Origin of the sequence: Gracilimonas sp. (genome assembly GCF_031581265.1) — a bacterium.
GTDB lineage: Bacteria > Bacteroidota > Rhodothermia > Balneolales > Balneolaceae > Gracilimonas.
Genome location: NZ_JAVLBQ010000013.1, coordinates 42493 through 66451, shown reverse-complemented (window position 1 = coordinate 66451; position 23959 = coordinate 42493). Strand labels below are relative to the sequence as shown.

Below are 23959 nucleotides of genomic sequence, written 5' to 3'. Positions count from 1 at the left end.
CGAACAAACTCGTTATAAACCTAATCCTTGCTCTCGTTTTTACAGACAAAAATATGCCGTTGAGTACTTTTCTAAGTCATAGTATTAGGAGAAATACCTTTGCCTGTCAAATCTGATCAAGCATTAAACCTTAAATCACTATTACATTTTCTTAAGTCCTTCTAGTTTGTATATACTTGTGCAGAAAGTCATCTTAATGATGAGACTATTCACCAAATATTGGGTCGTAAAAAAGAATTCATCAAACTCCTAAATACTATAATTGTACTGTCGGCTTCCCCAAAAACTGGACCAGTTAAAAGTAGAATGTTCGGTTTAATTTAAGAGTTCTATCGGTGTTTTATACCCCAAGGATTTATGGGGTCGGTGGTGATTATAATCGTACATCCATTGCTGGGTTTTAGTTCGCACTTCATCCAGGGTTTTAAACACATATGCATTGAGCAGTTCTTGTCGCATACTTCCATTTAAGCGTTCGATATAGGCGTTTTGCGTGGGTTTCCCCGGCTGGATAAAAGCTAAAGTAATCTGGTGTTCCTTACACCATTGGTCAAGTTTATGGGAGATAAATTCCGGGCCGTTATCTACCCGGATCATGTTCGGGAGCCCTCGGGTTTCCTTGAGTTGCGAGAGCACGCGTATTACCCGCAGAGCAGGCAGACTTGTGTCGGTTTCAATATGCAGCACTTGCCGGTTGTAGTCATCAATCACATTCAGCAGGCGGTAGCTGCGCCCGTCCCACAGGCTGTCGTGCATAAAGTCCAGGCTTCACACCTGATTCGCCTCTTCCGGTTGGAACAGTTGCTGATTGGCGCGTGCCGGTAGCCGTTTCTTGGCTCTGCGTCGAATGTAGAGCCCCAACATCGTATAGACCCGGTAGATCCGTTTGTGATTCCACTGCCAGCCCTGGTTGCGAATCCTCCAGTAACAGCTCCAAAAGCCAATGGAAGGATGCCGGTCTACTAATGCCAGTAGCGTATCGATTACATTACTGTCATCTTTGGGTTTGTGCTGGTAGCTATCGGTGCTGCGTGGAAGGCGCACGGCCTTGCAGCCCTGACGAATGGATATCTTATGCTCATCACGCATCTGAGTTACCATTTCCCGCTTAACGTCAGGACTTACAGTTTTTTTTCCATTACGTCTTTCAGGGCATGATGGACTAAGCTCAAGTCGGCATACATACGCTTTAGACGACGGTTTTCGGTTTCTAATTCTTTCAGACGGGTAAGCTCACTGACGCTCATGCCTCCGTACTTGGCTTTCCAGTTATAAAAGGTAGCCGCACTGATTCCGTGTTCACGAGCCAGATCGGCTACTTTACGTCCCTGCTCATGCTGGGAGAGAATAGAGATGATTTGAGATTCGGTAAATCGAGATTTTTTCATAGGTCAAAAGTAAGAGTTTTTGCACTTTAGACCGGACGAATTTTAGGGAAGCTGACAGTACAACTATAATAAGTAGCCCTTTATCTTTCTAATATCTGTTATAAACTCTCTATATTATTTACAAATTTAACTATCCAACGAGAGCATAATACTTAGTGTACTATTTTACAGTAAAGTATGATCACAATTTTTGCCTTAAATTATCTTCTTTCTGTATTTAAAAATTATGAGACACTAACTATAATTTCTGGCCATATTTTAGATCCCACGGAAATTATATTGTATTACTGGTGTAGATATTTAGTTAACCCTAAATACCTACACCAACATAGTAGTAAAGCTCCTTGAATGGGGCTTTACTTTTTTACATATCTGCTTGTTAATTTTACTAGTTCACTAATATTGAACGGTTTTTCTATGAAACCCGAAACTCCTGCCTGTCTACATTTATCCTTGTTTTCTTTATCCGTTCTGGCACTGATTATATAAAATGGCGTGTTCTCATATTTCCTTAGTTTCCTTATCTCTGAAAATAGTAATAAGCCATTCATTCCCGGCATCAAATAATCAGAAAGAATAAGGTTATATCTATTTTCTTCTTTCTCTATACACCTTAGAGCACCCTTAGCATCTTTCGAGATGTCTGCTTCTATTCCGGATAGTTCAAAGACATCCTGCAGGGTATCTCTCAATTCGGGGTCATCTTCTACCAGTAAGATTTTATTGTTGAGCATTAACTTGAGTATTTATTGGAAAACTAATTAGGATTGTGGTGTATTCCCCTTCTTTTGATTTGACTTCAAAAGCCCCACCAACATTTGTTAATGAATCTTTTACCATTGAAAGCCCAATTCCGGTTCCTGAAGTATTAATGACATTATTTGCCCTGAAAAACGGTTTACCAATACTTTCTAAATCACCTTCGTTAATACCAATACCTTCATCTTTAAACACAATATTTAAGTGACCTTCACCGGTAATGTCATAATGTATTTGAACATTCGCTGCCTCTTCACCACGATACTTAACTGCGTTAGAAAATAAAGTATCCATTATGTACTCAAAGGTTTTAGTACTAAAAGGAACAACTACTTTATTTAATTTTTCACTGTAACTCAGCTCAATACTTTTCAGGTTATTGTAGTCTCTCTTTTTGGTGTTGAACATTTCCTCCAGCCAATTGTGAAAATCAATTTTTTCGGGGTTGTCATCAACTGAGTAATTTGAGTCGCCAATGAGAATAGCCTCTATAAGTTCCTCAAATTTAGCAATTGAGCGTTCGATTCTCCCGAACTTGGGGGGCAAAATGTTTTTTAAATTACTGGAATCTGACCTGCAGGCCTGCTTTAATAGATCCGTATTTGACTTAACCACAGAAAGTGGGTTCTTGAATTGATGAGATACCATTTTCAAAAATTGTTCTCTTTCTGATTGTAATTTCTTAACCTGTTTTAGCTGATCTTCAACCTTTTTAATAGAATCCTCATATTTCCAGCTTGCAATGATCAGTGAGCCAAATACCGTTAACAACCCAATTTCTTCTTCGCTCCATAACCGTTCTTCTCTGCAATCATCAAAACCTATAAACCCGTAGTATTCATTATCATACCAAATCGGCGTTACCAGTATGCTAACAATACCTTGAGGCTCTAAAACCTGTCTTTCTTCAATTGGCAAGTGCCGAACTAAACCGGAAATGTGTTTTTTATTATTTACCATATTTTCATACCATCTTGGTACTAAGTCTTTCAAATCTACATCGAACACCACATCATTTGTCATTTGTGACTCAATGCCTTTTTTACACCATTCGTAATTTTGATTGAGAATCGGCCTTAGATTATTACCCGATTTTTTGTCAAAAATATAAACCCTATCAGCATTTGTTATTTCGCCTAAGCGAGAAAGAACTTTGTGAACTATTTCTTTTCTGCTTTTAGTGATATCAAAACTGGTTGAAATTGAGTCGCTCAGGAGATTAAGTATATTTTTACGGCGCGTTTTTGCATCATAGTTTTGGTTTCTATGAGATACATCCACTAAGTAGCCCGTATATTGCCCTTGGCCATCTTTATCTTTTCTATTTATAACCCCCAACACGTTACGAACTATAGAATCCTTTCTGATTATTCGATACTGAACATTTACACTACCGTCCTGTAATTTTTTAAGTTCACGTATTGCTTTTTGGAAATATGGTTTATCATCTGGGTGTATAACTTTAAACCATAGATCAGTATCACTTTCAAAATCGGACTGAGAGTAACCGTAAAAATTCTCCAAGTCCCCTTCTTGCGTTAACTGATCACCTGATTCATTATTTGACCAAACAATGAGGCTTTTGAATTTTTTTATATCAAATTCATAACTCATAACTCATAACTCATAACTCATAACTCATAACTCATAACTCATAACTCATAACTCATAAAACCAAGGCTTATAGGTTTATTAGCCTCTAATAGGGCACAATTTTTTAATTAATGTCTCAAAATTAAATCCTGTGTTTGTATATTTTTAGAAGTGTTAAGTCATAACCTTGCTTAATTAATAATAAAAACAAATAATAAAAAAGATATATCATCTTATGTACTTTATTGCACAAAAATTATTGACCTAATTTATTTTTTTATGTGCCACATACTCATATCGTGACAACTCTGGTTAATTATTTAAACTTTTCTACCATAACTAACACATCTACAGTGTAATAAAATGCTCATCACACATAGTCTAAATCTTAATAATGCCACTTACTTATTCATAGACTTTGGTACTGAAAATGGCGGTGGCAAAATCATTGCGCAGGGAACTCCCGAAAAAGTTGCTCAAATAGTGGATTCTGAAACCGGTAGATTTTTGAAAGAGGAATTTGAACGGCTCCAGTTAGTCTCTGCTTAATACTTACTTGGAATCATTCAATTTAAATCCCGGACTTCTTCAATAGCGGTCCTCATTACCTCAGCAGACTGGTCAAATTTTTGCTTCTCTACCTTACTCATCTCAATCTCTATAATTTCTTCAACGCCCTCAGAAGAAACGAGGGAAGGGAGTGAAATTGCCACATCATTCAGCCCAAATGCACCTTCCTGAACTGTAGATACCGTCACAATACGCCGTTCATTCCGAAGTATCCACTTCAATAGAGTCGCAGTTACCAATCCAATAGCATGATTGGTAGCACCTTTTCTTTTGATAATCTCATAGGCTGCTTTGCGTACATTTTCTGAAATTTCACTCTCATATTCTGATTTCCAGTTGGGCCAGTCCCGTATTGGTTTTCCGCCGATATCGGCTCCGGACCAAAGTACCACTTCACTGTCCCCATGTTCACCCACCACGTAGGCGTGAATGCTTTTAGGATCAATATCCATTCGGGCTGCTATCATATCACGTAATCGGGCTGTATCCAAAAAGGTCCCGGTTCCTATGACTTTGTTTCTGGGTAATCCGGTGAATTTCTGATAATAATAGGTGAGCACATCCACAGGATTTGAGACGATCACTAATATTCCTTCAAAACCCTTCAGTTTTTCCGATATGTCCTTCGCAATTTTAATGTTGTCATTCAGCAAATCGAGTCTGGATTCATCCCCGCTTCCACCCCTACCGGCCGTTACCACAATGGCATCACAATCTGTCATTTCTTTTATTTCAGCAGAACGAACCTTGGCACTTGGGTAAAACGAAGAACCGTGATTTAAATCCATCGCCTCTCCTTCAGCAATGTCTTTGTTGATATCATTAACCAATAGGTTCTTGCAGATCCCTCGATTTAAAATACTTATAGCCACGCTGGCACCGACCCAGCCCATTCCGATAATGCCGATTGAGTTTTTCATAATCTGTGGAACTTAATTTCTAAATACTATTTCATTTTTGGGTTGGCTACCATTTAATCTGACCACTCTCAACTAATATAAAAACCTTTTTATTGCAATACATTAGTCTTGGTAGCCACTTATAATAAGGGTTGTTGAGACTTCTTTAATATTAAAATGCACTTCCTGTCTACTCTAAATCAAAGTTCAGGTTAGAGCATATTTATTCATAAATTTTAATTCACAATTGTGAAATTCTTGGTTATCTTTTAAATCTGTATGAAATTCTTCCGAACACATATAATTCAGTCTTTCAACATCGGTTTTCTGCTGATTGGGATGGTTTTCTATTTCTTGAAACCAACGAATGCCCATTCGGACCATGATGCCTTTGCTTCTTGGCTGCAGTCTAATCTCAAAGCAAATTCTAACGGCGAGATAGCTGATCAGATTCAACAATTAGTTACATCCAAAAGCGAAATTGAATCTGTTATTCGTGAAGCTTCAACACTCGTAAAGGCACATGCTGAGAACTTTGAACTTCCTTTGAGTGAGCAGTCACAAGACGAGAATGATGTTTTTAAATTACTTTTAAAAGAGTGGGAGGATTATCAGAATTCTTCCTCTGGTATGGGGAAAGCGGTTATTGTCAAACAAGCCAATCCCCATTCTATATTACCTTTGGATGGTTTTTCGTTTGGTGGAAAGTTTATCGGTCAACATAGTAATCTATTCCTGACTTCTGCCAATAACTCTTTCCAGCAGTCTTCAATTTATCTTTTCAATGAATCTGCATCTCCTCTTAAAAGTGGCATAGCTATTAATGCCCCTTAGATTACACTTTCCTATCCCCTATCATTTTCTATTTCTATTTAATTAAACAGTAAAGTTTGAAGCGGCTATTGTAATCTGCTGTTCTAAATTTTACTTCAACTCTTTTTTAAAACACTAAATAACATAATTATGCAAGGAAACGGATTTAAAATTGGTACGATTGTGGCCTTTTTGGCACTTACAATCTATTACCTTTACCCAACAATAGTATGGAACCTGGAGCAAAACTATATCGAAGACCTTAGTGCTTCTGAAGCTGCTCAGTATGAAGAAGAAAACCAGGAAAAGCTCGAAGATCTGAGAGATGACATTCTTTCACTTGGTCTTGACCTTCAGGGCGGTATGCACGTAACTCTGGAAGTTGGTGTTCCTCAGCTAATTCTTGAATTAGCCGGTGAAAATGCCGATCAATTACTGGAAGATGTAATTGATACCGCAAGAGAACGTTCTATCGAAGAAGGCACCGATTTTATTGATGAAATGGTAGCCGAATTCGAATCACGTGATCCTGATGCGCGTCTCAGTCGCTATTACAGAAACGATGCAATGGACATTACCCGCCGTTCTACAAATGAGGAAATTGCAACTTTCCTTAAGACACAGCGGGACTCAGCCTTAGAGCGTGCCATCGAAATTATTCGAACTCGTGTTGACCGCTACGGTGTAACGGAACCTTCAATTGTAAAGCAAGGAAACAACCGTATTGTCGTTGAGCTTCCCGGTGTAGAGGACAAAGAGCGTGTACGGAACCTTCTTAAAGGAACCGCACGTCTTGAATTCAGACTTGCAGCTGACGCACAGGAGTTCAGCAACTTCACCGAACAGGTGTATGAGTATTACAACAGTTTTGAACAAGAAGCTGATACCTCAGACACAGCTGCGGTAACCAACCAATTCAACCCCTTAGAAGAAGTTCTGGTACCGGCCCAAAGACAGTACCTATTTGGATATGCTACCGCTGAAGACACTGCTCGTGTAATGGACCTCCTTAGAAATGAGGACATCCAACGTATGATGCCCCGAAATACTACTGTAATGTGGAGTGCGAATCCATTGGCCGGACAAGCCGGACAGGATTTATATCAGCTGATTGGGGTTAGAACTCAAATTGAACTAACCGGCGATGTTATTGAGAACGCAACGGTGCAATTTGATCCTGCTACCAACGTGCCTGAAGTATCTATGAGCATGAATAGTGACGGTGCGCGAAAATGGGGACGAATTACCGGTGCGAATATTGGTAAACCTGTAGCCATTGTCTTGGATGGATATGTATTCTCTTATCCTAATGTTCAGACCAAAATCTCAAATGGTCGGTCTTCCATTACCGGTTTAGATGGTGTTCAGGAAGCAGAAGATTTGGTGAATATTCTGCTATCAGGTGCTTTACCTGCTCCGCTTGAAATTATGGAAGAGCGTACAGTTGGAGCTACTTTGGGGGCTGAATCGATCCGTGCCGGTCTAAATTCCATTCTCTTTGGATTGGGAGTTGTAGCAATCTTCATGATTATCTACTACCGTACCGGTGGTGGAATAGCTGATCTGGCGCTGTTGCTTAATATCATTTTTATACTGGGAATTTTGGCAGCTTTCAAAGCCACACTTACCCTCCCCGGTATTGCAGGTATTGTATTAACCATCGGTATGGCGGTAGATGCCAACGTACTGATATTTGACCGAATACGTGAGGAACAGCGAACCGGAAAAACCCTTAAAGCAGCTATTGAGGCAGGGTATGCAAACGCCATGAGTGCCATTGTGGATGCTAACGTAACCACCTTCTTTGTAGCTATTATCCTCTTCAGTTTTGGAGTTGGACCTATCAAAGGTTTTGCTGTTACCCTGATGGCAGGTATTGTAGCGTCATTATTTAGTGCTATTGTAATCACCCGTGTAGTGGTTGATTATCTAACCCAAGCCAAGCAAAAAGTTGTAAGCTTCGGTTAATCCACAAAAGAATTTAAAACGACAAAAGGAACAATATTATGAGATGGTTTGAAACACCAAATTTCAATTTTACAGGAACACAGAAAATGGCTTATATCCTTTCTGCTGTTCTTTTTATTGCCTCACTTGGGGCAATTTTAACTAAAGGACTGCAATACGGAATTGATTTCAAGGGCGGTAAAGAATACGTTCTTGATTTTGAAGATCCCGTAAACGTTGTTGACATGCGATCTGCACTTGCCGAACCTCTGGGAGCTGCTCCTGAAATCAAACTTTTCGGTTCAGACAGTGAAGTGCTTATTCGTACCGACAATGAACAAGAGATAGCTGTTGTTCAGAATATAGTGACTTCAAACATATCCGAACTATATCCGGACAACCCCTTCACCGTTATTAAAACTGATGTTGTAGGTCCCCGATTCGCTGAAGACTTAAAATGGGGAGCGTTACAGGCTGTTATTTATGCCATCGTAATCATCTTCATCTATATCTTAATCAGGTTTCGTAATTGGACCTATTCGGCCGGTGCGGTTGCAGCATTGATTCATGATGTGGTAATTGTACTGGGTATTTTTACTATAATGTCTGATTTAGTCGACTTCAGCTTACAAATTGATCAGGCTATTATTGCTGCCTTTTTGACCATTGTAGGTTATTCGTTGAATGATACGGTGGTAGTATTTGACCGTATCCGTGAAAACTCAAACGTACACAAAGGAATGGAATTCATTCCTATGGTAAATAAAAGTTTGAATGATACTTTGAGCCGCACGGTAATTACTTCTGTAACTACCTTGTTTGTGGTAACCGTGCTGTTTATTTTCGGCGGAGAGGTTTTAAAAGGATTTTCCTTTGCCCTCTTGATCGGAGTAGTATTGGGTACTTACAGTTCACTGTTTGTAGCCAGCGCATTAGTAGTCGAACTCGAAGAGCGTACCAAAAAATCATAATTTAAATAACAGGAAATTTATGAGCTTTAATACATCAGAACGCTACAATAGCGTTGTCATCGAATTTAAGGGAAACGTTATGGGTGGCCCTGATGCGGTTAGCCTAAACGAAAAACTTCATGAACTTATTGAAGCCGGCAAAACCAACGTTGTGGTTGATCTCGGTAAAGTAAAATTCATGAATTCTTCAGGACTTGGTATGCTTATCGGAGGATTAACTACCATGCGTAAAGCAGGGGGCGATCTTAGAATTGCCAATGCTACCGATAAAATCGAAAGTCTGCTAATAGTCACAAAATTGATTACGGTCTTTAAGCACTTTAAATCAGTGGAAGAAGCCGCAAAATCATACGAAGACTAATTTCCTAAAAAGTTAATTAAACACAGAGGGGTGTTCTGCACCCCTTTTTTATTGAGCATATTATGAGTACAAGAGTTGTAATTGGAGCACAATGGGGTGATGAAGGTAAAGGCAAGATCGTTGACCTGCTCAGCGATAAGGCTGATTATGTAGTACGGTTCCAGGGAGGAGCCAATGCCGGACACACCCTTAAATTTGACGATAAGAAAGTAGTCCTTCATTTAATTCCTTCAGGAATTTTCAATGGAAATGCAGACTGTGTCATCGGGAACGGAGTAGTTATTGACCCCATCGCCTTGGTTGAGGAAATCAAGGGAGTTGAAGAAATGGGGTTCAACCTAAAAGGCCGTTTCTTTATAAGCCAAACCGCACATGTTATCCTTCCCTATCATAAACTATTAGATCAGCTCAAAGAAAAACGACGGGGCGGTGATGCAATTGGAACCACGGGACGTGGAATTGGTCCGGCTTACGTAAGTAAAGTATCTCGTGTGGGAATTCGCATGGTTGATCTGTTGGATGAAGACATTCTCCGCAATAAAATTGATCAAAATCTAAAGGACATCAATTTTGCCCTCGAAAATCTTTATAAAGAGCCGACATTAGATACCGATGATCTGATTGAAGAACTCAGAGATTCTATTGAAACCCTGAAGCCCTATATCTGTAACACCACTGCACTGCTTCATAATGCAATTAAAGATGAAAAACCTATTTTACTTGAAGGGGCACAAGGCACGTTATTGGATGTAGATCACGGCACCTATCCCTATGTCACTTCCTCTTCCCCTACTTCAGGAGGTGCTTGTACGGGTTCCGGGATTCCCCCTTCTGCTCTTACAAACATCATGGGTATCACGAAAGCCTATTGTACAAGAGTTGGCAACGGACCTTTCCCAACAGAGTTACTGGGTGAAACCGGAGAAGAACTTCGAAAGAAAGGAGCTGAATTTGGTGCTACTACCGGACGGCCAAGACGATGTGGCTGGTTAGACTTGGTAGCTCTTAAATACGTAGTTCAGCTTAACGGAATGAACGAAATGACGCTCACCAAGATGGATGTAATGGATGGCTTTGAGGAAATTAAAGTGTGTACATCCTATAAAATTAATGGTGAAGAAACGGATGTATTCCCTCTAAGTCTGGAAGAGGTTGAAAATATAGAACCCATTTATACTACTCTGCCCGGATGGAAAAATTCCATCGAAGGGCTTACCGACTGGAATAAACTTCCTTCAACCGCCCAGTCTTATATTCGCTTCATTGAGGAATACCTTGGCGTCAAGTTTACGGTTATTTCAACCGGACCTAAGCGCAGCCAAACGATCATACTTTAAGGATTACACATATTTTGAGCTCGCAGGATATCAATCGCCTGCGTAGCTCAATAACTCATCATATGCTTCCTGGCACTCTTCCAGAAGATCTTCCAACTCTTCAGGGAAAGGTTCTTTTTTAGGTTGATAGGCTCTGAATCCTGTTGAGCGATGTACATTATGGTACCAATATTTGGCCCACACCCCATCTTCTTTCCTGGAACCGGCAGGCCACTTAAGCATAGACTCATCAAATGGGATTCCTAAAGTACCACATAACTCCCTTAACCGAGATTGTGGGTATTGAAGAATATCTTTTGAGTCCACAATCACCGGCTTCCTGTCAATAGATTTTAAGTATTTCACTATTTCGAGGTGCTTTTCATACCCCACATCTCTCATAGTAGGATTTTTGACCTGCTTGGCATAAGAGGGTAGCATGTCTTTTGGCGGACGAGTTAGAATCACGTTGATGGTATCTTCCATAAAACTAAGATCCAAATTCACCAGATGATGCGTCATATTCTTAAAAAAAGCTATGGGCGTATCGTAATCACCCAGTATCACTTCTTCAATAACTTTTTGGCCGTCATTTTCTTGGCTGGCCAATACTTCATCAGCTCCCGGATGATAGCCTTTGGCATCCGTTGAGGACAGGTAATGGGCGTAAAGGGGTTCATCCACCACTGTAGTATCATCTCTTTGAGCGAAGGAATACATCAACGCTGTAGAGATATTGCGGGGGCCGCTCCATAAGCAAATTCGTTTAGTTTTTAACATATAGGTCGTATTTACTTTTTGTTATAAATCGGGTTAAAAATACACCCAAATTTTACGTTCAAATTTTACTGTTATACTTTTCCTTTTCGTATCGCTTCTTTAATTTCGTTTTCATAGAGTTGATGCAGGCGTTTTACCATGGTTCCGGGAACTGAATCTGAAATAATTTTTCCATCAATTTCAGTTACCGGTGTTAAACCTCCAAAACTACCGGTTACAAATGCTTCATCTGCTCCATATACATCAAACAAAGAAAAATTTTTCTGGTGACAGGGAATCCCAGATTTTTTACAAATTTCTATCACTTTTCCGCGTGTTATCCCGTTCATGCAATATTGACCGGTAGAAGTCCACACTTCACCATCTTTAACCATAAAAAAGTTCGTAGCATTACAGGTTGACACAAATCCATTTACATCCAACATTAATGCCTCGTCGGCTCCTGCTTCTATAGCCTGAATTAACGCCTGCACTTCGTGAATTTTACTGTGACAATTTAAGCGGGGATCCAAATAATCAGGTGAGCCTCGACGAATAGTACTTGTAAACAGAGTTACACCACGATTTTTGCTTTTGGGATCGGCTTTTTTATGCTCAGCAATAATTACAAGATTTGGATCTGAAATGGTTAACCTCGGATCTTGGGAAGGAGTTTTTTTGATGCCACGGGTAAACATCACCCGCACGTGAACTCCATCTTTCATATCATTAGCCTCCAGTGTTTCTCTAATAGCTTGTGTTATCTCAGCACGGCTCATACCTAATTCCATACCTACTGTTTTGGCGCCCTGAAACAATCGATCAAGGTGATCATCTAAAAAAACTAATACACCTTTGTGTAACCGAAGTCCTTCCCAAACACCATCACCTACTAAGTAGCCACTGTCAAAAACAGATATTTTGGCCTCATTCCGGGGATGAAGCTCTCCGTTGATGTAAACTAATATGTTTTCGTTTCGCGGATCGGGGACCGCATTATGAGTGCCGTGTGCCATTTAATTTTTGAATGAACATACAGAAAACATAGGAAATCGTCACCCTTTTGAACTTATACGCATGTAATTTATTAACTAATATTTATAACAAAAAAGATTGAAAAATTTTACACTAAATGATAAATGTGTTCGAAAGTATTGGGTAATCTCATTCAAGATTGAATTATTCCTCAAACACCAAGGCGTCAGGATTAGCACCCAGTTCTTTCAAATACTTCATCATAGCATTATTAAAAGGCTGTGGGCCGCATATATAGAAAGGCTGTTTAAAGTCATCAATCTGGGATTCCAAAAATTCTTTATCTATGAATCCATCCAAAAATATATGATTCCCGTCCGGTTTCTCATCGGTTATAACATTGATAAAATTATCCCCTAATATTTTGCTAAACTCTTCTTGCAGGATGATATCGTTTTCGGTTTTGTTGGAGAAAATGAGTTTATTATCGCCAATTTCTCCATTCTTATGAAGGTCGCGGAGAATAGCAATAAAGGGAGTTACTCCCGCTCCACCGGCCAAGAAAACACCCTCACCGTCATATTGAATAGTGCCCCAGGCATCGTCGATTATAAATGAATCCCCTGTTTCAAGTTTTCCAATTTGCTCTGTAACCCCATCATGTTCCGGATATATTTTGATCACAAATTCTAAGTGCTCGTCTTCATTTAATGAGGTAAAGGTGAAAGGACGCTTTTTACCTCTCCAGCCATCTTTATCAATGGCTACTTCTGTAGCTTGACCGGGTTCAAATTCATAGCCTTTCGGTTTTTCAAAAGTAAATTTTTTGACGTCATGAGTTACCTTTTCTATATCTAATATTTTAAGTGTATGTGCCATAATTTTATCCTTTTTTGTATTCACACTTATTACAAAAACTATGGCTAAAACATTCAAATTTCGGGGACTCAATCTTTTAGGATAGCATATTGCTTGATGACCCGCTTATATCCCTGATGGGAAATTCTATTGTACATTTCAGTCCGGCAGAAGAGTTTTCAAATTGAAGATTTCCTTTTAGCTGTTGGTTTAAAACTTTTAGTAAAGTCATACCCAATGTATCTGTTTCCGTAAGATCCACATCATTCGAAAATCCTATTCCATCGTCCTTCACAGAAAGCTTTATTTGCTCTCCAATTTTATCCAGGTTTATATAGATGCACCCTTCATCTTTTTCTATAAAAGCATGCTTAATTGCATTCATTATTAATTCATCAATCATCAATCCAACAGGGATAGCTTGATTAATATTTAGTTCAACCTCATCAATATTAGTTTTAAAAGTCACCTTTCGTTTCCCTCCATCAATAATTGAATATTCTTTATTTATAAGGCGTTCTACATATTCTTTAAATGATATATGCGAAAAATCTTCTGATTGATAGAGCATTTCATGGACTTCTGCCATTGCCTTTATTCTCATCTGACTGCTTCTGACAAATTCTTCAATGCCAATATCTTTCCCCCTTTGATATAAATTCAATTCTAGTAAAGCTGAAATGATGGCGAGATTATTTTTTACACGATGGTGAATTTCAGATAAAAGAACCTCCTTTTCCTTCAATGATTTTGCTAATTCCTCTTCAGCTTCTTTTTGCTCGGTGATATCATGCTGAATGGCAATAAACCCATTCATATTTCCATCTTGATCAACAATTGGATTAGTAGAGTAAATTATATAAACCAACTCTCCGTCTTTGGCTTTATTGATCATCTCTCCCTTCATCACCCGACGATTTAATAGATTGTTCCAATATTTTTCATAGAATGCTTGTGAATACTTCCCTGACTGTAAAATTCTCGGCGTTTTACCGATCACTTCTTCACGACTATATTTGTATTTTTGAACAAAAGCATTATTTACATACTCAATTTTCCCATTCATATTTGTCATCACTACTATATCTGAGGAATTGTCAATCCCCATTTTAAATCTTTGTAACTCTTTCTTGGCTTTAACCCGCTCTGTGATATCGTGCACTATAGAGTATAAATAGTGCTTGCCTTCTACAATTATCATTCCTGAGTATAGTTCCACATCTTTAACAGTACCGTTGGCTAACCGATGTTTGAAATGAAACCCACCGCTATCCTTTTTTTGAGCCTTTTGCATTTCTTTTTTAACTCTTTCAGAAGGCAGCGTATTGATATCCCCGATCTTCAATTCTGTAATTTCATCCAGATTCCATCCATAAAAATCCAAAGCAGCAGGATTTGCATCAAAAATAGAACCGTCATCAATATCAATGAGCAGCATTACACTATCATTCTGCTCAAAAATAGTCCTGTATTGGGCTTCACTCTCTCTAAGTTTCTTATTAGCCTCATATCGCTCACTGATATCTTCCAGCATCCCAATACCCCCAACCCAGTCTCCCTCCTCATTTAGCTCGGGGTGAAATTCTACACGAATGGGTAAGGTTTTTCCTGAGGTAAAAGACGTATACATTCCCTCATATCTGCCTTTCTTTCCCTTGAGGGCATTTTCCATTGCCTGTTTTACACCTTCATTTTTGATATCCTCTATTTGAAGGCCTTTTATCTTTTCTTTTGATGTATTGAGAATCTCAATAAATTTTTCATTGCAGGCATCTATTACACCTTCCGAATTGTAATGCAGTATTCCTATCGGTGCTTTGTGAAAAATTTGCTTATATAAATTATCTGTAGAATTTGAATTCTCTTTCTTATTCCTGATTTCTTCCCGAAATTTTTGCAGCAAATCTTGAATAATATTTTTTTGGGGACTTTCTGAAAGCAATTCTTCAATTTCATCAACCCATTTATCAAACTTCTGAAATGTACTTTTCATTACTCAACCTTTACTAAATTTGTACCGTAATTAACTTAATTTAGTCTATTATTATGAAGATTCTGTGTAAATCTTAGTTATTAAACTATTATAGATTTTTCAGAATTTATATTTAGTCACATTAAGTTACTACAGGTTAGCTGTCCAAAAAGATACCCAAATTTTCCCCAGCCTCTTTTCTGACTTTATTTTGCAGCAGGCTACTCCACCCTAATAGATACCCCGGCAAACCAAGTGCATACCTGCTCCATCTCCAAAAATCAAAAGAATCCACTTGTTTAATAATGAGTCCGTCTTTGAAATTAAAATTGGCTTCTATTTTATTGTGAACCATCCGTCCTGTTGAGGAAAAAAGATACTGTGCTTCAACATATGCAGAACCGGATTTTTCATCTGCTTCAATGGAATCAAAGGTAAGTTCGAATTTCTTGGCACGTGAAGATAACATTGCCCACATACCTGCTATTTCTCTCTTGGATTTTAAATCAAATACAGGATCTCGAAAAGTAGCCTCTTCATGATAACAAGCGGCCATTTTTTCTGCATTCAGTTTTTGCAGGCCTAAGTATAGTTTTCGTATTACTTCTTCATGTTTTTTCATGACTCAATAAATGAAATCGCAACGAGAATTGCTTGCTTAGTTAGGCTTCTTGAGTTTTTATTTGATACCTGAGTTCGAATAAAAGTTTCAAGATGTCATCCCTGCCTTTGCCAGCAGGCAGGCTGAGTGCTTAGAATGCATTTTTAAAAAAATAGTTACTTAACGCGAAGGACTGTGTCCGACTACCGACGTGATCTCAAACCCTCAAATACTAACGATGTTGTTGTTCTTATGTCCCGAGCTCGGGATCTCGTTACACATCGAAACTAATTGAAACTTTTAATGCGCTCAGAGTTGTAGATGTTAGATAATTCTCTGATCAGAATCTTATCGAATTTCCCATTTATAAGTATTACAACTCAGCGAATGATTACGCTTTCGGATAGGAAGATTACCGGATAAAAGAAGAAGCCAAACCGGTTAGCACCACGATAAGTGATCCAACCAATGTATAAAGGGGCCATGCAATAGCCAATCCATCGCCGGGTAATATATTTTGAACAGGACCTTGAACCATAAATAGCAAAGCAATCAACCCGCAGAAAAACCCAATTATTGCATCAGTTTTGTCTGGCTTATCGAAAAACATTCCCAACAAAAATGCTCCTAATAGTCCGCCATAGGTATAAGATGCTATTCCTAAGCCTAACTCTACTATAGCCGGACGTTCACCACCTTGCAATTGAAGCACGGCAAAGAAAATTGCTGATACCGTTAAAATAACTCCCCACCCCATAGTAATTTTTCTGGACATGGACAGGTCTTCAGCTTCTGTATTCTCTTTCCCGAAATAGGGTTTATACAAATCATAAGTCGTTGAAGATGCCAAAGAATTCAGGGAAGAGCTGAGACTGCTCATTGCCGCAGCAAATAAGGCTGCTACAATTAATCCTGATACACCCACCGGAAGTTCTTCTACAATAAACTTGGCAAAAATTTCATCGGTTGTGGCAAGCCCCATCTCTGCAGCCGACATTCCCTCATAAAACATAAACAGTAATAACCCGATTCCTAAAAATAATGCAAATTGAAGCATTGCCACAATTCCACTCCAAATCATTGCTTTCTGTCCTGATTTCAAACTTCTTGTTGCTAACACCCGTTGTACCAATAATTGATCCGTACCATGTGAGGCTAATGAAAATACCGCTCCTCCAACAATAGCCGTGACTATGGTGTACGGTTCAGCAATAAACTCCCTAAAGCTCATATCGAACCCAAGATTAACCATTTTTATTTTCTCAGCTGACAATTCAAATCCCGCAGGCATATTCCCAAACAAGACTCCAATAGCAATAAAAGCCCCACCTATATATACGATCATCTGCACAAAATCCATCCATACCACTGCTTTGATGCCTCCAAAAAATGTATAAATCAACGTAATCACCGTAATAACAGAAATTGACAGAATGTATAATTCCAGGTCTCCCCAACCTGAGAAAGCCCCTCCAATCCTCAATATTATAGCCAGTGGAATAGCCGTTGCAAAAAGCCGTACTCCATCTGCTAACAAGCGGGTAATCATAAAGGTAGAACTTGCCGCATTTCTCATAGCAGCCCCAAAACGTCGTTCCAGGAATGTATAGGCTGTAAAAAGCTCCCCTTCATAATATTTAGGAAGAAAAAAGAATGCGACCAAAATCCTTCCTATTACATACCCTACTGTAATCTGCAAAAAAGTAAGATTACCTCCATAGGCCACGGCAGGAATACTAATGAATGTGAGTGTGCTTGTTTCAGTAGCAACAATAGAAAAAAGAACTGCCCACCAGGGAATTCCATCTCCGCCCAAAAAATAGTCCTTATTGGACGTTTGCTTACCGGATGATTTGAGTCCCAAATAAGCTACCCCGACCAGGTATATGATGATTACGAAGTAGTCTATTATGGAAAACTCCATTACACTAAGAAATTCATGGGTTGAACACGCTGCCCATCGGTGTTTGTCACCACAGCATCAAAACCATCCTGAATGCTATATCCCCCAAAAGCACCATCAACATTAAGTGCGATATATGCCACCTGAATACCTTTTTTATTATCCGGATTTCGCTCTATGATTCGTTCAACGGCTATCTTACAGGCTTCCTCAGGTGAATGTCCGGCTCGCATCATCTCCACTACTAAGTGACTGCCGGCTGTTTTTATGACTTCTTCTCCCAATCCGGTAGCCACTGCTCCACCTATTTTAGGATCGATGAACAACCCTGAGCCAATGATGGGGGAATCTCCAACCCGACCGTTCATTTTCCAGGCCGCTCCACTGGTAGTACATGCGCCTGAAATTCTGCCCTTTTCATCCAAAGCCAACATGCCAATGGTATCGTGGTTTTCGACATTTATTTCCGGGTTATAATCCTCTTTCTCCAACCACTTTTTCCAGGCTTTTTTGGATTCCTCTGTAAGTAAATCTTCTTCTTTAAATCCGCTTTCCAGTGCAAATTTCTTCGCCCCGGCTCCTACTAAAATAGAATGAGGTGTATCCGTCATGACCTTTCTTGCTACCGAAACAGGATGCATCATATTTTCCAGGTACATGACCGAACCACAGTCTCCTTTCTCATCCATTACGCAAGCATCCAGGGTGACATTACCATCGCGATCCGGACGTCCACCATAACCAACAGTGGAGTTCTTGGGATTTGCTTCTTCCACTTTTACTCCCTTTTCTACAGCATCGAGGGCGTACCCTCCTTTTGATAAAACCGACCAGGCTGCTTTATTTGCATTTTTTGCAGTTTTCCACGTGGATATTACGACCGGTTTTGTTCCTGTGAATTTTTTTGGCTTTAGAATCCCGGAAAAGCTGACAGGCACCAAACCTGCAATCGATGTTTTCAAAAAATCTTTTCTGCTGTACATTTGGTTACTGGATTACAGGTTCTATTTATTTTTCGATTTATATACGAATGTTAACTAATAAATTCTGTAAACTTTTTAATGGCTTTACCGCGGTGTGAAATTTCATTTTTAACAGCACTAGCCAGTTCAGCAAAAGTCTTATCAAATCCTGTTGGCTTAAAAACAGGATCGTAGCCAAATCCTTTGTTGCCCTTTTGTTTTTTAATAATCCGACCTTTACAAACTCCTTCAAAAGTAAACTCTTTTCCTTCAATAAAAAAAGCGACAACTGTCCTAAATTGGGCACTTCTTTTTGCTTCATTTTTTAATTCATCAAGCAGTTTATCCACATTATCTTGGTAGGATGCTTTTTCACCGGCATATCGTGCAGAATAAACGCCCGGCCGCCCTCCAAGGACTTCCACTTCTAAACCGGTATCATCAGATAATGCCGGCAGATTGGTTTCCCCTGCTACGTATTTTGCCTTTTTCAAAGCATTACCTTCCAGCGTAGGCTGGTCCTCTTCAACTTCTTCCAGCTCCGGAAAATCTTGTGTTGAAAGCACCTCTATCCCAAGTGGCTCTAAAATCTGTTTCATCTCCTCGATTTTATGAACATTTCGGGAAGCCAATACCAGTCGATCAATGTTCATGATTTTGTTCTTGGGAAAAGTTTGTAGAATAAATTAATACCACTGCCAAGTGTAAGCAATGCATTGAGAGCGGTGAAAACGGTATCATCAATGAGTACAGAATAAATAGTTAACATCAAGCTGGACGAAAAGTACATAATGATAAATGCGATATTCATTTGTGTATTTCCCGCTTTAATAGTTTCCCATGTTTGTGGAATCCAGGCAGCTACTAAAATGCCAAAACCGGCCCATCCTAAAAATTCAATTCCTACCATAATGTATCCTACTAATGCCTATTTCTATTTCAATTCGTGAAGCAGTTCCTGGGCTTCATGCCATTTTAACCTTGGCCCATATTGAGAAACTATTTTAGACCCGGCTAAACTTGCCAGTTTCCCGGAATTGGCAAAACCCAATCCATTGGTAATGCCATATAAAAAAGCACCTGCAAACATATCACCTGCACCATTGGTATCCACTGCTTTCACCTCATAAGGTTCAATATCTATAAACGTATCTCCATCAAAAATCATAGCCCCGTTCCTTCCCTGGGTAATTACAAACCTCTTAGCTTCTTGCTTCAGGGCTTCTCTTGCCTCAAGTAAATTATCCTTCTCTGTAAATGCCTTTGCTTCCTGTTCGTTGCAAAACAAAAGGTCTACTGACGCCCCTATAACTTCTCTAAAAGCCCCTTTAAATGCTTGTACAATAGAAGGGTCGGATAACGTTACAGCTGTTTTAATTCCATTCTCCTCTGCCACTTTCTTGGTGTATTTCATAGCATCAAGGCCCTTTTGAGCTGCTACTAAGTACCCTTCCAGGTACACATATTCAGAATCTTTTATAGCTCGTTCATCTACTTCATTGGTAGAAAGTCCGGAGGAAATTCCCAGATATGTATTCATGGTCCGGTCGGCATCATCGGTAATCATTACCAAACATTTTCCGGTAATGCCATCTTCTCTATCCTGCCGATTGAAGTTTGTTGGGATACCGGCATCTTCCATATCCTTTAAATAGAAGTCTCCAAATTCATCATCTGCTACTTTGCAAGAGTAAAATGACTTTCCACCAAATTGATTTACCGCGATAACCGTATTAGCAGCAGAACCCCCTGATTTTTTTTCAGCGTCATTGTGATCAATAGCCTTAATCAATCGATACTGAGTGTTTTCATCAACAAGAGTCATTAACCCTTTCTTGACATTATGTTTTTCAAGAAACTCATCGGAAATTTTAAATTCTAAATCTACCAAGGCATTTCCAATGCCATAAACGTTATATTTTTGACTCATTAAAGAATGGGAATACTTTTATTATTAGTGGTTTTCTGAACCCTCAAAAGTAAGGACATGAGTTCAGCTTTAAAAATACTTTGAAATGCTTGGTGCCTGTTTTATGTTTGCTACTCAAATAAAAGATATGTCTTCATTCAAATCGCACATACAATCTCAGCTAAACAATACACTGCCGGGAAGAGAAGCCCAACGCAAGATGGCTCCTACCCCCGTAAACGGCAAGAACAATCCCAAAAATTATGAGCCGGCCAATGATGATTTCAGAAATAGCAGTGTGCTTGTTCCCATTATTACCTGGAAAGATGAGCTGCAAGTTTTATTTACTCTTCGAACTCAATCAATAAATCATGGCGGACAGTTGAGTTTCCCGGGTGGAGGAAAAGAAGGCGATGAAACTATTGAGGAGACTGCACTACGTGAGGCCCAGGAAGAAATCGGGTTAAATCCTGAAAAGGCAGAAATTATTGGACGACTAACTCCCCTATATGTGGGGCATTCTGATAATATGGTCACACCCGTAATTGCGTTTATCCACCACAAACAAGAATTCACGCCCAATCCAAATGAGGTGGACGAAATTATTACCGTACCTCTCAAAGATTTCATACATAAAGATAAACTTGTTACTGAGAAATGGTCATTACGGGACGTACCATATCATGTCCCATTCTGGAAAATACATCACGTTCCGCTTTGGGGAGCTACAGCTATGATGATGAGTGAATTTGTTGAAATCAGCCGGCCGTTTTTTAAAAATCAATAACCTTATTTAACGGTTAATTATTCTGCCTTAAGATTTCTAATTCTTATCTTCCTTTGATTTTAATTTAACTCTGTATATGTCACTTTTACTTATTGCAAAAAACCGTGATTTCAGTTCTCTTGAAAAAGCTCTGCTCGTTAAAGACCCCAACCTGGATGTTGAGATTTGGCCCCGGGTAGAAAATAAAGAACGAGTCCATTTTGCTGTCTGCTGGAATCATCCTGAAAAAGTATTGGGGAATTATCCTAACTTACGAGCGGTCTCCTCACTGGGAGCAGGGGTAAATCACTTATTGGATGATGAAAGCCTTTCGGACGACATCCCCATTTGCCGGCTTATAACTGATGCCCTTCAAGATCAAATGGCTGAGTATGTACTCAATTCAGTCGTTAACTACCGCCTTCACATCTGGGATTATTACGAGAACAAAAAGAAAGGAGTGTGGGAACAGAAAAGCACGATTCCCATCAAATACTCCCCTGTTGGCATCATGGGCATGGGTGAAATGGGTACTAATGTTGCAACATTATTGGCACAACAAGGATATGCTGTTTCGGGCTGGAGCCGCTCTAAGAAAGATATTGAAGGGGTTACCTCTTATGCCGGAAATAATGAGTTAAACGATTTCCTTTCAGAAACTAAGATCCTGGTAAACCTCCTGCCCCTTACCGATGAAACCGAAGGTATCCTCGATCTCGATCTCTTCAAAAAATTAAAACAGCCGGGCTATTTGATTAACGTGGGACGTGGCGATCACCTGGTAGAGGAGGACCTGATCTACGCTTTCGATATGGACTACCTTGAAGGTGCCTGCCTCGATGTATTTGAAGAAGAACCACTCCCTAATAATCATTCATTCTGGAACCGCAAGCAGATTATGGTAACCCCACATATTGCGGCTATCACTCCAGCCAGGGAAGCCGCTAAAGTTTTAGTGGAAAATTACAAACGAGCCATGTCGGGAATGGATTTGTTGTATGAGGTGGATCGGGAGAGAGGGTATTGATAAGTTATTGCTTCAAATAACTTTGGGAACGGAACACGGATGACTCGGATTGAGCGGATGGTCACTGATACAAACTAATGGAAGCTTCAGCTTAGTAACGAGCTCTAAAATAATCTGGTAAGCTGATACCCCACCCAAACAAACGCTAATCCAAAGACCACTTGAACTCCTACATTTGCCAGGCTCAGCAACAATTTTCCATTCTCCCAAAGCAGAAAGGTTTCATGAGAAAAAGTAGAAAAGGTTGTAAATCCGCCTAAAATTCCTACAAAAATAAAGAGTCTGAATTCAGGATTGCCCCAGGATTTTAGTTCAAACAATCCGGCCAAAAAACCTATCAACAAGCAACCTAAAAGATTTGCGGCTACTGTACCGTATGGAAATTTACTGCCGGGGAACTGAGATTGAGCAAACACCGAGATGAGATAACGAAAAACGGCTCCAAGAAAACCACCGGAGCCGACTGCAAGTATTTTGATCAAATCAACATTCATGCTTAGATGCTCACCTTATGCACCCAACCAAATTTATCTTCTGCCCGGCCATATTGGATATCCGTGATTTTATCGAAGCATTGCTGGGCAAACTCACCGGGTTTTTCGCGGTCGAGCTCAATAGTTTTTCCTTTGTGGTGTATCAAACCTACCGGCGAAACAACGGCAGCTGTTCCCGAGCCAAATACCTCTTGAAGTGTACCATTTTCATGGGCTTCAAAAACTTCATCAATTGTAATACGTCGTTCTTCCACATCCAGTCCCCACTCTTTGGCAAGTGCAATGACTGACCTGCGGGTAACACCTGGTAATATTGATCCCGTTAAGGCCGGAGTTACTAAAGTATCATCTATTAAAAAGTGGATATTCATGGTTCCCACTTCTTCAATATATTTGTGTTCCTTGGCATCTAACCAAAGTACTTGGGTGTAGCCATCAGCTTTGGCTTTTTGAGCGGGAAGAAAACTTCCGGCATAGTTACCTGCGGCTTTAGCTTCTCCCGTCCCACCTTTAACGGCTCGAACGAATTCTTCAGTTGTGGTAAGCGAAACAGGATTAAAGCCCTCTTTATAATAGGCTCCCACCGGTGAGGTAATTATTTGATAGGTAAAGGTATCAGAGGAACGAGCCGCCAATAAATCATCGGATGCGAAAATAAAGGGACGAATATAAAGGGCCGTTCCGGATCGTTTTGGGATCCACTGGTGATCCAATTTAATCAGCGTTTCCAAAGCTTCAATGAAAATATCATAGGAAGTTTCCGGAATACACATGCGCCGGCACGAATTATTAAACCGCTCGTGATGCTCTTCAGGCCTGAAAATATGAACCGTATTTTCATCAACATAATACGCCTTCATACCTTCGAATACGGCCTGCCCATAATGCAAAACATTGGTGGCCGGAGTCATCTCAAAAGGAGCATATGGTTTGATAAGAGGCTCACCCCATTTATCATTTATATACTCCATTTCAAACATGTGATCAGAGAACTTTCGACCGAACACAAGGTTATTAAAATCAACCTCGTGGATCCGACTTTGTTCAACTGGTTCTATAGCTATATTTGTATCAGTAATTATTTCGCTCATCATATTTTTAAAATAGCATGTTTCG

Annotated in this window: 23 protein-coding genes and 1 pseudogene; 8 read left to right on the top strand and 16 right to left on the bottom strand. The window is 39.6% G+C overall.

The genetic code is table 11. The features are described from left to right. Positions 1-315: 315 nt before the first annotated feature. The 3 genes and pseudogenes from RI561_RS06805 to RI561_RS06795 form a co-directional block, all read right to left on the bottom strand. Positions 316-1388 (bottom strand): annotated as a pseudogene (locus tag RI561_RS06805) (IS3 family transposase). A 356-nt stretch (positions 1389-1744) separates the two neighbouring features. Then, on the bottom strand, positions 1745-2122 hold the full coding sequence (locus RI561_RS06800) for a response regulator (protein WP_395079479.1): 378 nt from the start codon (positions 2120-2122) through the stop codon (positions 1745-1747). Next, positions 2109-3761 (bottom strand): ATP-binding protein, encoded by a 1653-nt coding sequence (locus tag RI561_RS06795; protein WP_395079478.1) that lies wholly within the window; start codon positions 3759-3761, stop codon positions 2109-2111. The genes RI561_RS06800 and RI561_RS06795 overlap by 14 nt, the downstream gene beginning before the upstream one ends. Positions 3762-4103: 342 nt before the next feature. On the opposite strand from RI561_RS06795, the gene RI561_RS06790 reads away from it, so the two are divergent. Further along, complete coding sequence (locus tag RI561_RS06790; protein ID WP_395079477.1) at positions 4104-4289, top strand: hypothetical protein; 186 nt, start codon at positions 4104-4106, stop codon at positions 4287-4289. A gap of 17 nt (positions 4290-4306) precedes the next feature. On the opposite strand, the gene RI561_RS06785 is transcribed toward RI561_RS06790, so the two are convergent. Then, complete coding sequence (locus tag RI561_RS06785; protein ID WP_395079476.1) at positions 4307-5230, bottom strand: L-lactate dehydrogenase; 924 nt, start codon at positions 5228-5230, stop codon at positions 4307-4309. Positions 5231-5488: 258 nt separating this feature from the next. Between RI561_RS06785 and RI561_RS06780 the strand changes: the two genes are divergently transcribed. From RI561_RS06780 to RI561_RS06760, 5 genes are all read left to right on the top strand, one after another. Continuing rightward, positions 5489-6043 carry a hypothetical protein gene (locus RI561_RS06780; protein ID WP_395079475.1) on the top strand — a complete coding sequence of 185 codons (555 nt, stop codon included), beginning with the start codon at positions 5489-5491 and terminating at the stop codon, positions 6041-6043. A 129-nt stretch (positions 6044-6172) separates the two neighbouring features. Next, positions 6173-7990: a protein translocase subunit SecD gene (secD, locus tag RI561_RS06775; RefSeq protein ID WP_395079474.1), complete on the top strand. Its 1818-nt coding sequence runs from the start codon at positions 6173-6175 to the stop codon at positions 7988-7990. A gap of 38 nt (positions 7991-8028) precedes the next feature. Continuing rightward, positions 8029-8940, top strand: a complete 912-nt coding sequence (gene secF / locus RI561_RS06770) for a protein translocase subunit SecF (protein WP_395079473.1) — start codon at positions 8029-8031, stop codon at positions 8938-8940. A gap of 19 nt (positions 8941-8959) precedes the next feature. Then, positions 8960-9301, top strand: a complete 342-nt coding sequence (locus tag RI561_RS06765; RefSeq protein ID WP_395079472.1) for an STAS domain-containing protein — start codon at positions 8960-8962, stop codon at positions 9299-9301. Between the two features lie 62 nt (positions 9302-9363). Further along, on the top strand, positions 9364-10638 hold the full coding sequence (locus RI561_RS06760) for an adenylosuccinate synthase (protein ID WP_395079471.1): 1275 nt from the start codon (positions 9364-9366) through the stop codon (positions 10636-10638). Between the two features lie 30 nt (positions 10639-10668). On the opposite strand, the gene RI561_RS06755 is transcribed toward RI561_RS06760, so the two are convergent. The 10 genes from RI561_RS06755 to RI561_RS06710 all read right to left on the bottom strand — a co-directional run bounded on the left by RI561_RS06755 (position 10669) and on the right by RI561_RS06710 (position 20577). Then, the gene (locus RI561_RS06755; RefSeq protein ID WP_395079470.1) at positions 10669-11397 is read right to left on the bottom strand and encodes a sulfotransferase family protein; all 729 of its coding nucleotides are present in this window, start codon (positions 11395-11397) and stop codon (positions 10669-10671) included. Between the two features lie 71 nt (positions 11398-11468). Next, positions 11469-12392 carry an aminotransferase class IV gene (locus tag RI561_RS06750; RefSeq protein ID WP_395079469.1) on the bottom strand — a complete coding sequence of 308 codons (924 nt, stop codon included), beginning with the start codon at positions 12390-12392 and terminating at the stop codon, positions 11469-11471. 163 nt (positions 12393-12555) lie between these two features. Continuing rightward, positions 12556-13230, bottom strand: a complete 675-nt coding sequence (locus RI561_RS06745) for an FAD-binding oxidoreductase (protein WP_395079468.1) — start codon at positions 13228-13230, stop codon at positions 12556-12558. Positions 13231-13306: 76 nt separating this feature from the next. Next, positions 13307-15202, bottom strand: a complete 1896-nt coding sequence (locus RI561_RS06740) for a PAS domain S-box protein (RefSeq protein WP_395079467.1) — start codon at positions 15200-15202, stop codon at positions 13307-13309. 136 nt (positions 15203-15338) lie between these two features. Then, a complete protein-coding gene (locus RI561_RS06735; protein WP_395079466.1) occupies positions 15339-15803 on the bottom strand; it encodes a nuclear transport factor 2 family protein in 465 nt (154 codons plus the stop codon). 391 nt (positions 15804-16194) lie between these two features. Continuing rightward, positions 16195-17706 carry a sodium:solute symporter gene (locus tag RI561_RS06730; protein ID WP_395079465.1) on the bottom strand — a complete coding sequence of 504 codons (1512 nt, stop codon included), beginning with the start codon at positions 17704-17706 and terminating at the stop codon, positions 16195-16197. Next, on the bottom strand, positions 17706-18668 hold the full coding sequence (locus RI561_RS06725) for a N(4)-(beta-N-acetylglucosaminyl)-L-asparaginase (RefSeq protein WP_395079464.1): 963 nt from the start codon (positions 18666-18668) through the stop codon (positions 17706-17708). Before RI561_RS06725 ends, RI561_RS06730 begins: the two co-directional genes overlap by 1 nt. Positions 18669-18718: 50 nt before the next feature. Beyond that, a complete protein-coding gene (rdgB, locus tag RI561_RS06720; protein ID WP_395079463.1) occupies positions 18719-19300 on the bottom strand; it encodes an RdgB/HAM1 family non-canonical purine NTP pyrophosphatase in 582 nt (193 codons plus the stop codon). Continuing rightward, entirely contained in the window at positions 19297-19557 is a 261-nt protein-coding gene (locus RI561_RS06715) for a PQ-loop domain-containing transporter (protein ID WP_395079462.1), read from the bottom strand. Before RI561_RS06715 ends, rdgB begins: the two co-directional genes overlap by 4 nt. Before the next feature lie 24 nt (positions 19558-19581). Next, complete coding sequence (locus RI561_RS06710; protein WP_395079461.1) at positions 19582-20577, bottom strand: adenosine kinase; 996 nt, start codon at positions 20575-20577, stop codon at positions 19582-19584. Between the two features lie 127 nt (positions 20578-20704). Here RI561_RS06710 and RI561_RS06705 point away from each other — a divergent pair, with 127 nt between their 5' ends. Then, positions 20705-21343, top strand: a complete 639-nt coding sequence (locus RI561_RS06705) for an NUDIX hydrolase (RefSeq protein ID WP_395079460.1) — start codon at positions 20705-20707, stop codon at positions 21341-21343. Positions 21344-21419: 76 nt separating this feature from the next. Beyond that, positions 21420-22349 carry a 2-hydroxyacid dehydrogenase gene (locus RI561_RS06700; protein ID WP_395079459.1) on the top strand — a complete coding sequence of 310 codons (930 nt, stop codon included), beginning with the start codon at positions 21420-21422 and terminating at the stop codon, positions 22347-22349. Positions 22350-22453: 104 nt separating this feature from the next. Here RI561_RS06700 and crcB read toward each other — a convergent pair whose 3' ends face one another. Both crcB and RI561_RS06690 read right to left on the bottom strand, forming a co-directional pair. After that, positions 22454-22831: a fluoride efflux transporter CrcB gene (gene crcB, locus RI561_RS06695; protein ID WP_395079458.1), complete on the bottom strand. Its 378-nt coding sequence runs from the start codon at positions 22829-22831 to the stop codon at positions 22454-22456. Between the two features lie 14 nt (positions 22832-22845). Then, positions 22846-23937, bottom strand: coding sequence for a branched-chain amino acid aminotransferase (locus RI561_RS06690; RefSeq protein WP_395079457.1), 1092 nt, complete (start codon positions 23935-23937; stop codon positions 22846-22848). Positions 23938-23959 lie beyond the last annotated feature (22 nt).

What these genes read in the sequence shown, in the direction of transcription:
- RI561_RS06800 (WP_395079479.1), bottom strand. Translation starts at nt 2,122, where the DNA reads ATGCTCAACAATAAAATCTTACTGGTAGAAGATGACCCCGAATTGAGA.
- RI561_RS06795 (WP_395079478.1), bottom strand. Translation starts at nt 3,761, where the DNA reads ATGAGTTATGAATTTGATATAAAAAAATTCAAAAGCCTCATTGTTTGG.
- RI561_RS06790 (WP_395079477.1), top strand. Translation starts at nt 4,104, where the DNA reads ATGCTCATCACACATAGTCTAAATCTTAATAATGCCACTTACTTATTC.
- RI561_RS06785 (WP_395079476.1), bottom strand. Translation starts at nt 5,230, where the DNA reads ATGAAAAACTCAATCGGCATTATCGGAATGGGCTGGGTCGGTGCCAGC.
- RI561_RS06780 (WP_395079475.1), top strand. Translation starts at nt 5,489, where the DNA reads ATGAAATTCTTCCGAACACATATAATTCAGTCTTTCAACATCGGTTTT.
- secD (WP_395079474.1), top strand. Translation starts at nt 6,173, where the DNA reads ATGCAAGGAAACGGATTTAAAATTGGTACGATTGTGGCCTTTTTGGCA.
- secF (WP_395079473.1), top strand. Translation starts at nt 8,029, where the DNA reads ATGAGATGGTTTGAAACACCAAATTTCAATTTTACAGGAACACAGAAA.
- RI561_RS06765 (WP_395079472.1), top strand. Translation starts at nt 8,960, where the DNA reads ATGAGCTTTAATACATCAGAACGCTACAATAGCGTTGTCATCGAATTT.
- RI561_RS06760 (WP_395079471.1), top strand. Translation starts at nt 9,364, where the DNA reads ATGAGTACAAGAGTTGTAATTGGAGCACAATGGGGTGATGAAGGTAAA.
- RI561_RS06755 (WP_395079470.1), bottom strand. Translation starts at nt 11,397, where the DNA reads ATGTTAAAAACTAAACGAATTTGCTTATGGAGCGGCCCCCGCAATATC.
- RI561_RS06750 (WP_395079469.1), bottom strand. Translation starts at nt 12,392, where the DNA reads ATGGCACACGGCACTCATAATGCGGTCCCCGATCCGCGAAACGAAAAC.
- RI561_RS06745 (WP_395079468.1), bottom strand. Translation starts at nt 13,230, where the DNA reads ATGGCACATACACTTAAAATATTAGATATAGAAAAGGTAACTCATGAC.
- RI561_RS06740 (WP_395079467.1), bottom strand. Translation starts at nt 15,202, where the DNA reads ATGAAAAGTACATTTCAGAAGTTTGATAAATGGGTTGATGAAATTGAA.
- RI561_RS06735 (WP_395079466.1), bottom strand. Translation starts at nt 15,803, where the DNA reads ATGAAAAAACATGAAGAAGTAATACGAAAACTATACTTAGGCCTGCAA.
- RI561_RS06730 (WP_395079465.1), bottom strand. Translation starts at nt 17,706, where the DNA reads ATGGAGTTTTCCATAATAGACTACTTCGTAATCATCATATACCTGGTC.
- RI561_RS06725 (WP_395079464.1), bottom strand. Translation starts at nt 18,668, where the DNA reads ATGTACAGCAGAAAAGATTTTTTGAAAACATCGATTGCAGGTTTGGTG.
- rdgB (WP_395079463.1), bottom strand. Translation starts at nt 19,300, where the DNA reads ATGAACATTGATCGACTGGTATTGGCTTCCCGAAATGTTCATAAAATC.
- RI561_RS06715 (WP_395079462.1), bottom strand. Translation starts at nt 19,557, where the DNA reads ATGGTAGGAATTGAATTTTTAGGATGGGCCGGTTTTGGCATTTTAGTA.
- RI561_RS06710 (WP_395079461.1), bottom strand. Translation starts at nt 20,577, where the DNA reads ATGAGTCAAAAATATAACGTTTATGGCATTGGAAATGCCTTGGTAGAT.
- RI561_RS06705 (WP_395079460.1), top strand. Translation starts at nt 20,705, where the DNA reads ATGTCTTCATTCAAATCGCACATACAATCTCAGCTAAACAATACACTG.
- RI561_RS06700 (WP_395079459.1), top strand. Translation starts at nt 21,420, where the DNA reads ATGTCACTTTTACTTATTGCAAAAAACCGTGATTTCAGTTCTCTTGAA.
- RI561_RS06690 (WP_395079457.1), bottom strand. Translation starts at nt 23,937, where the DNA reads ATGATGAGCGAAATAATTACTGATACAAATATAGCTATAGAACCAGTT.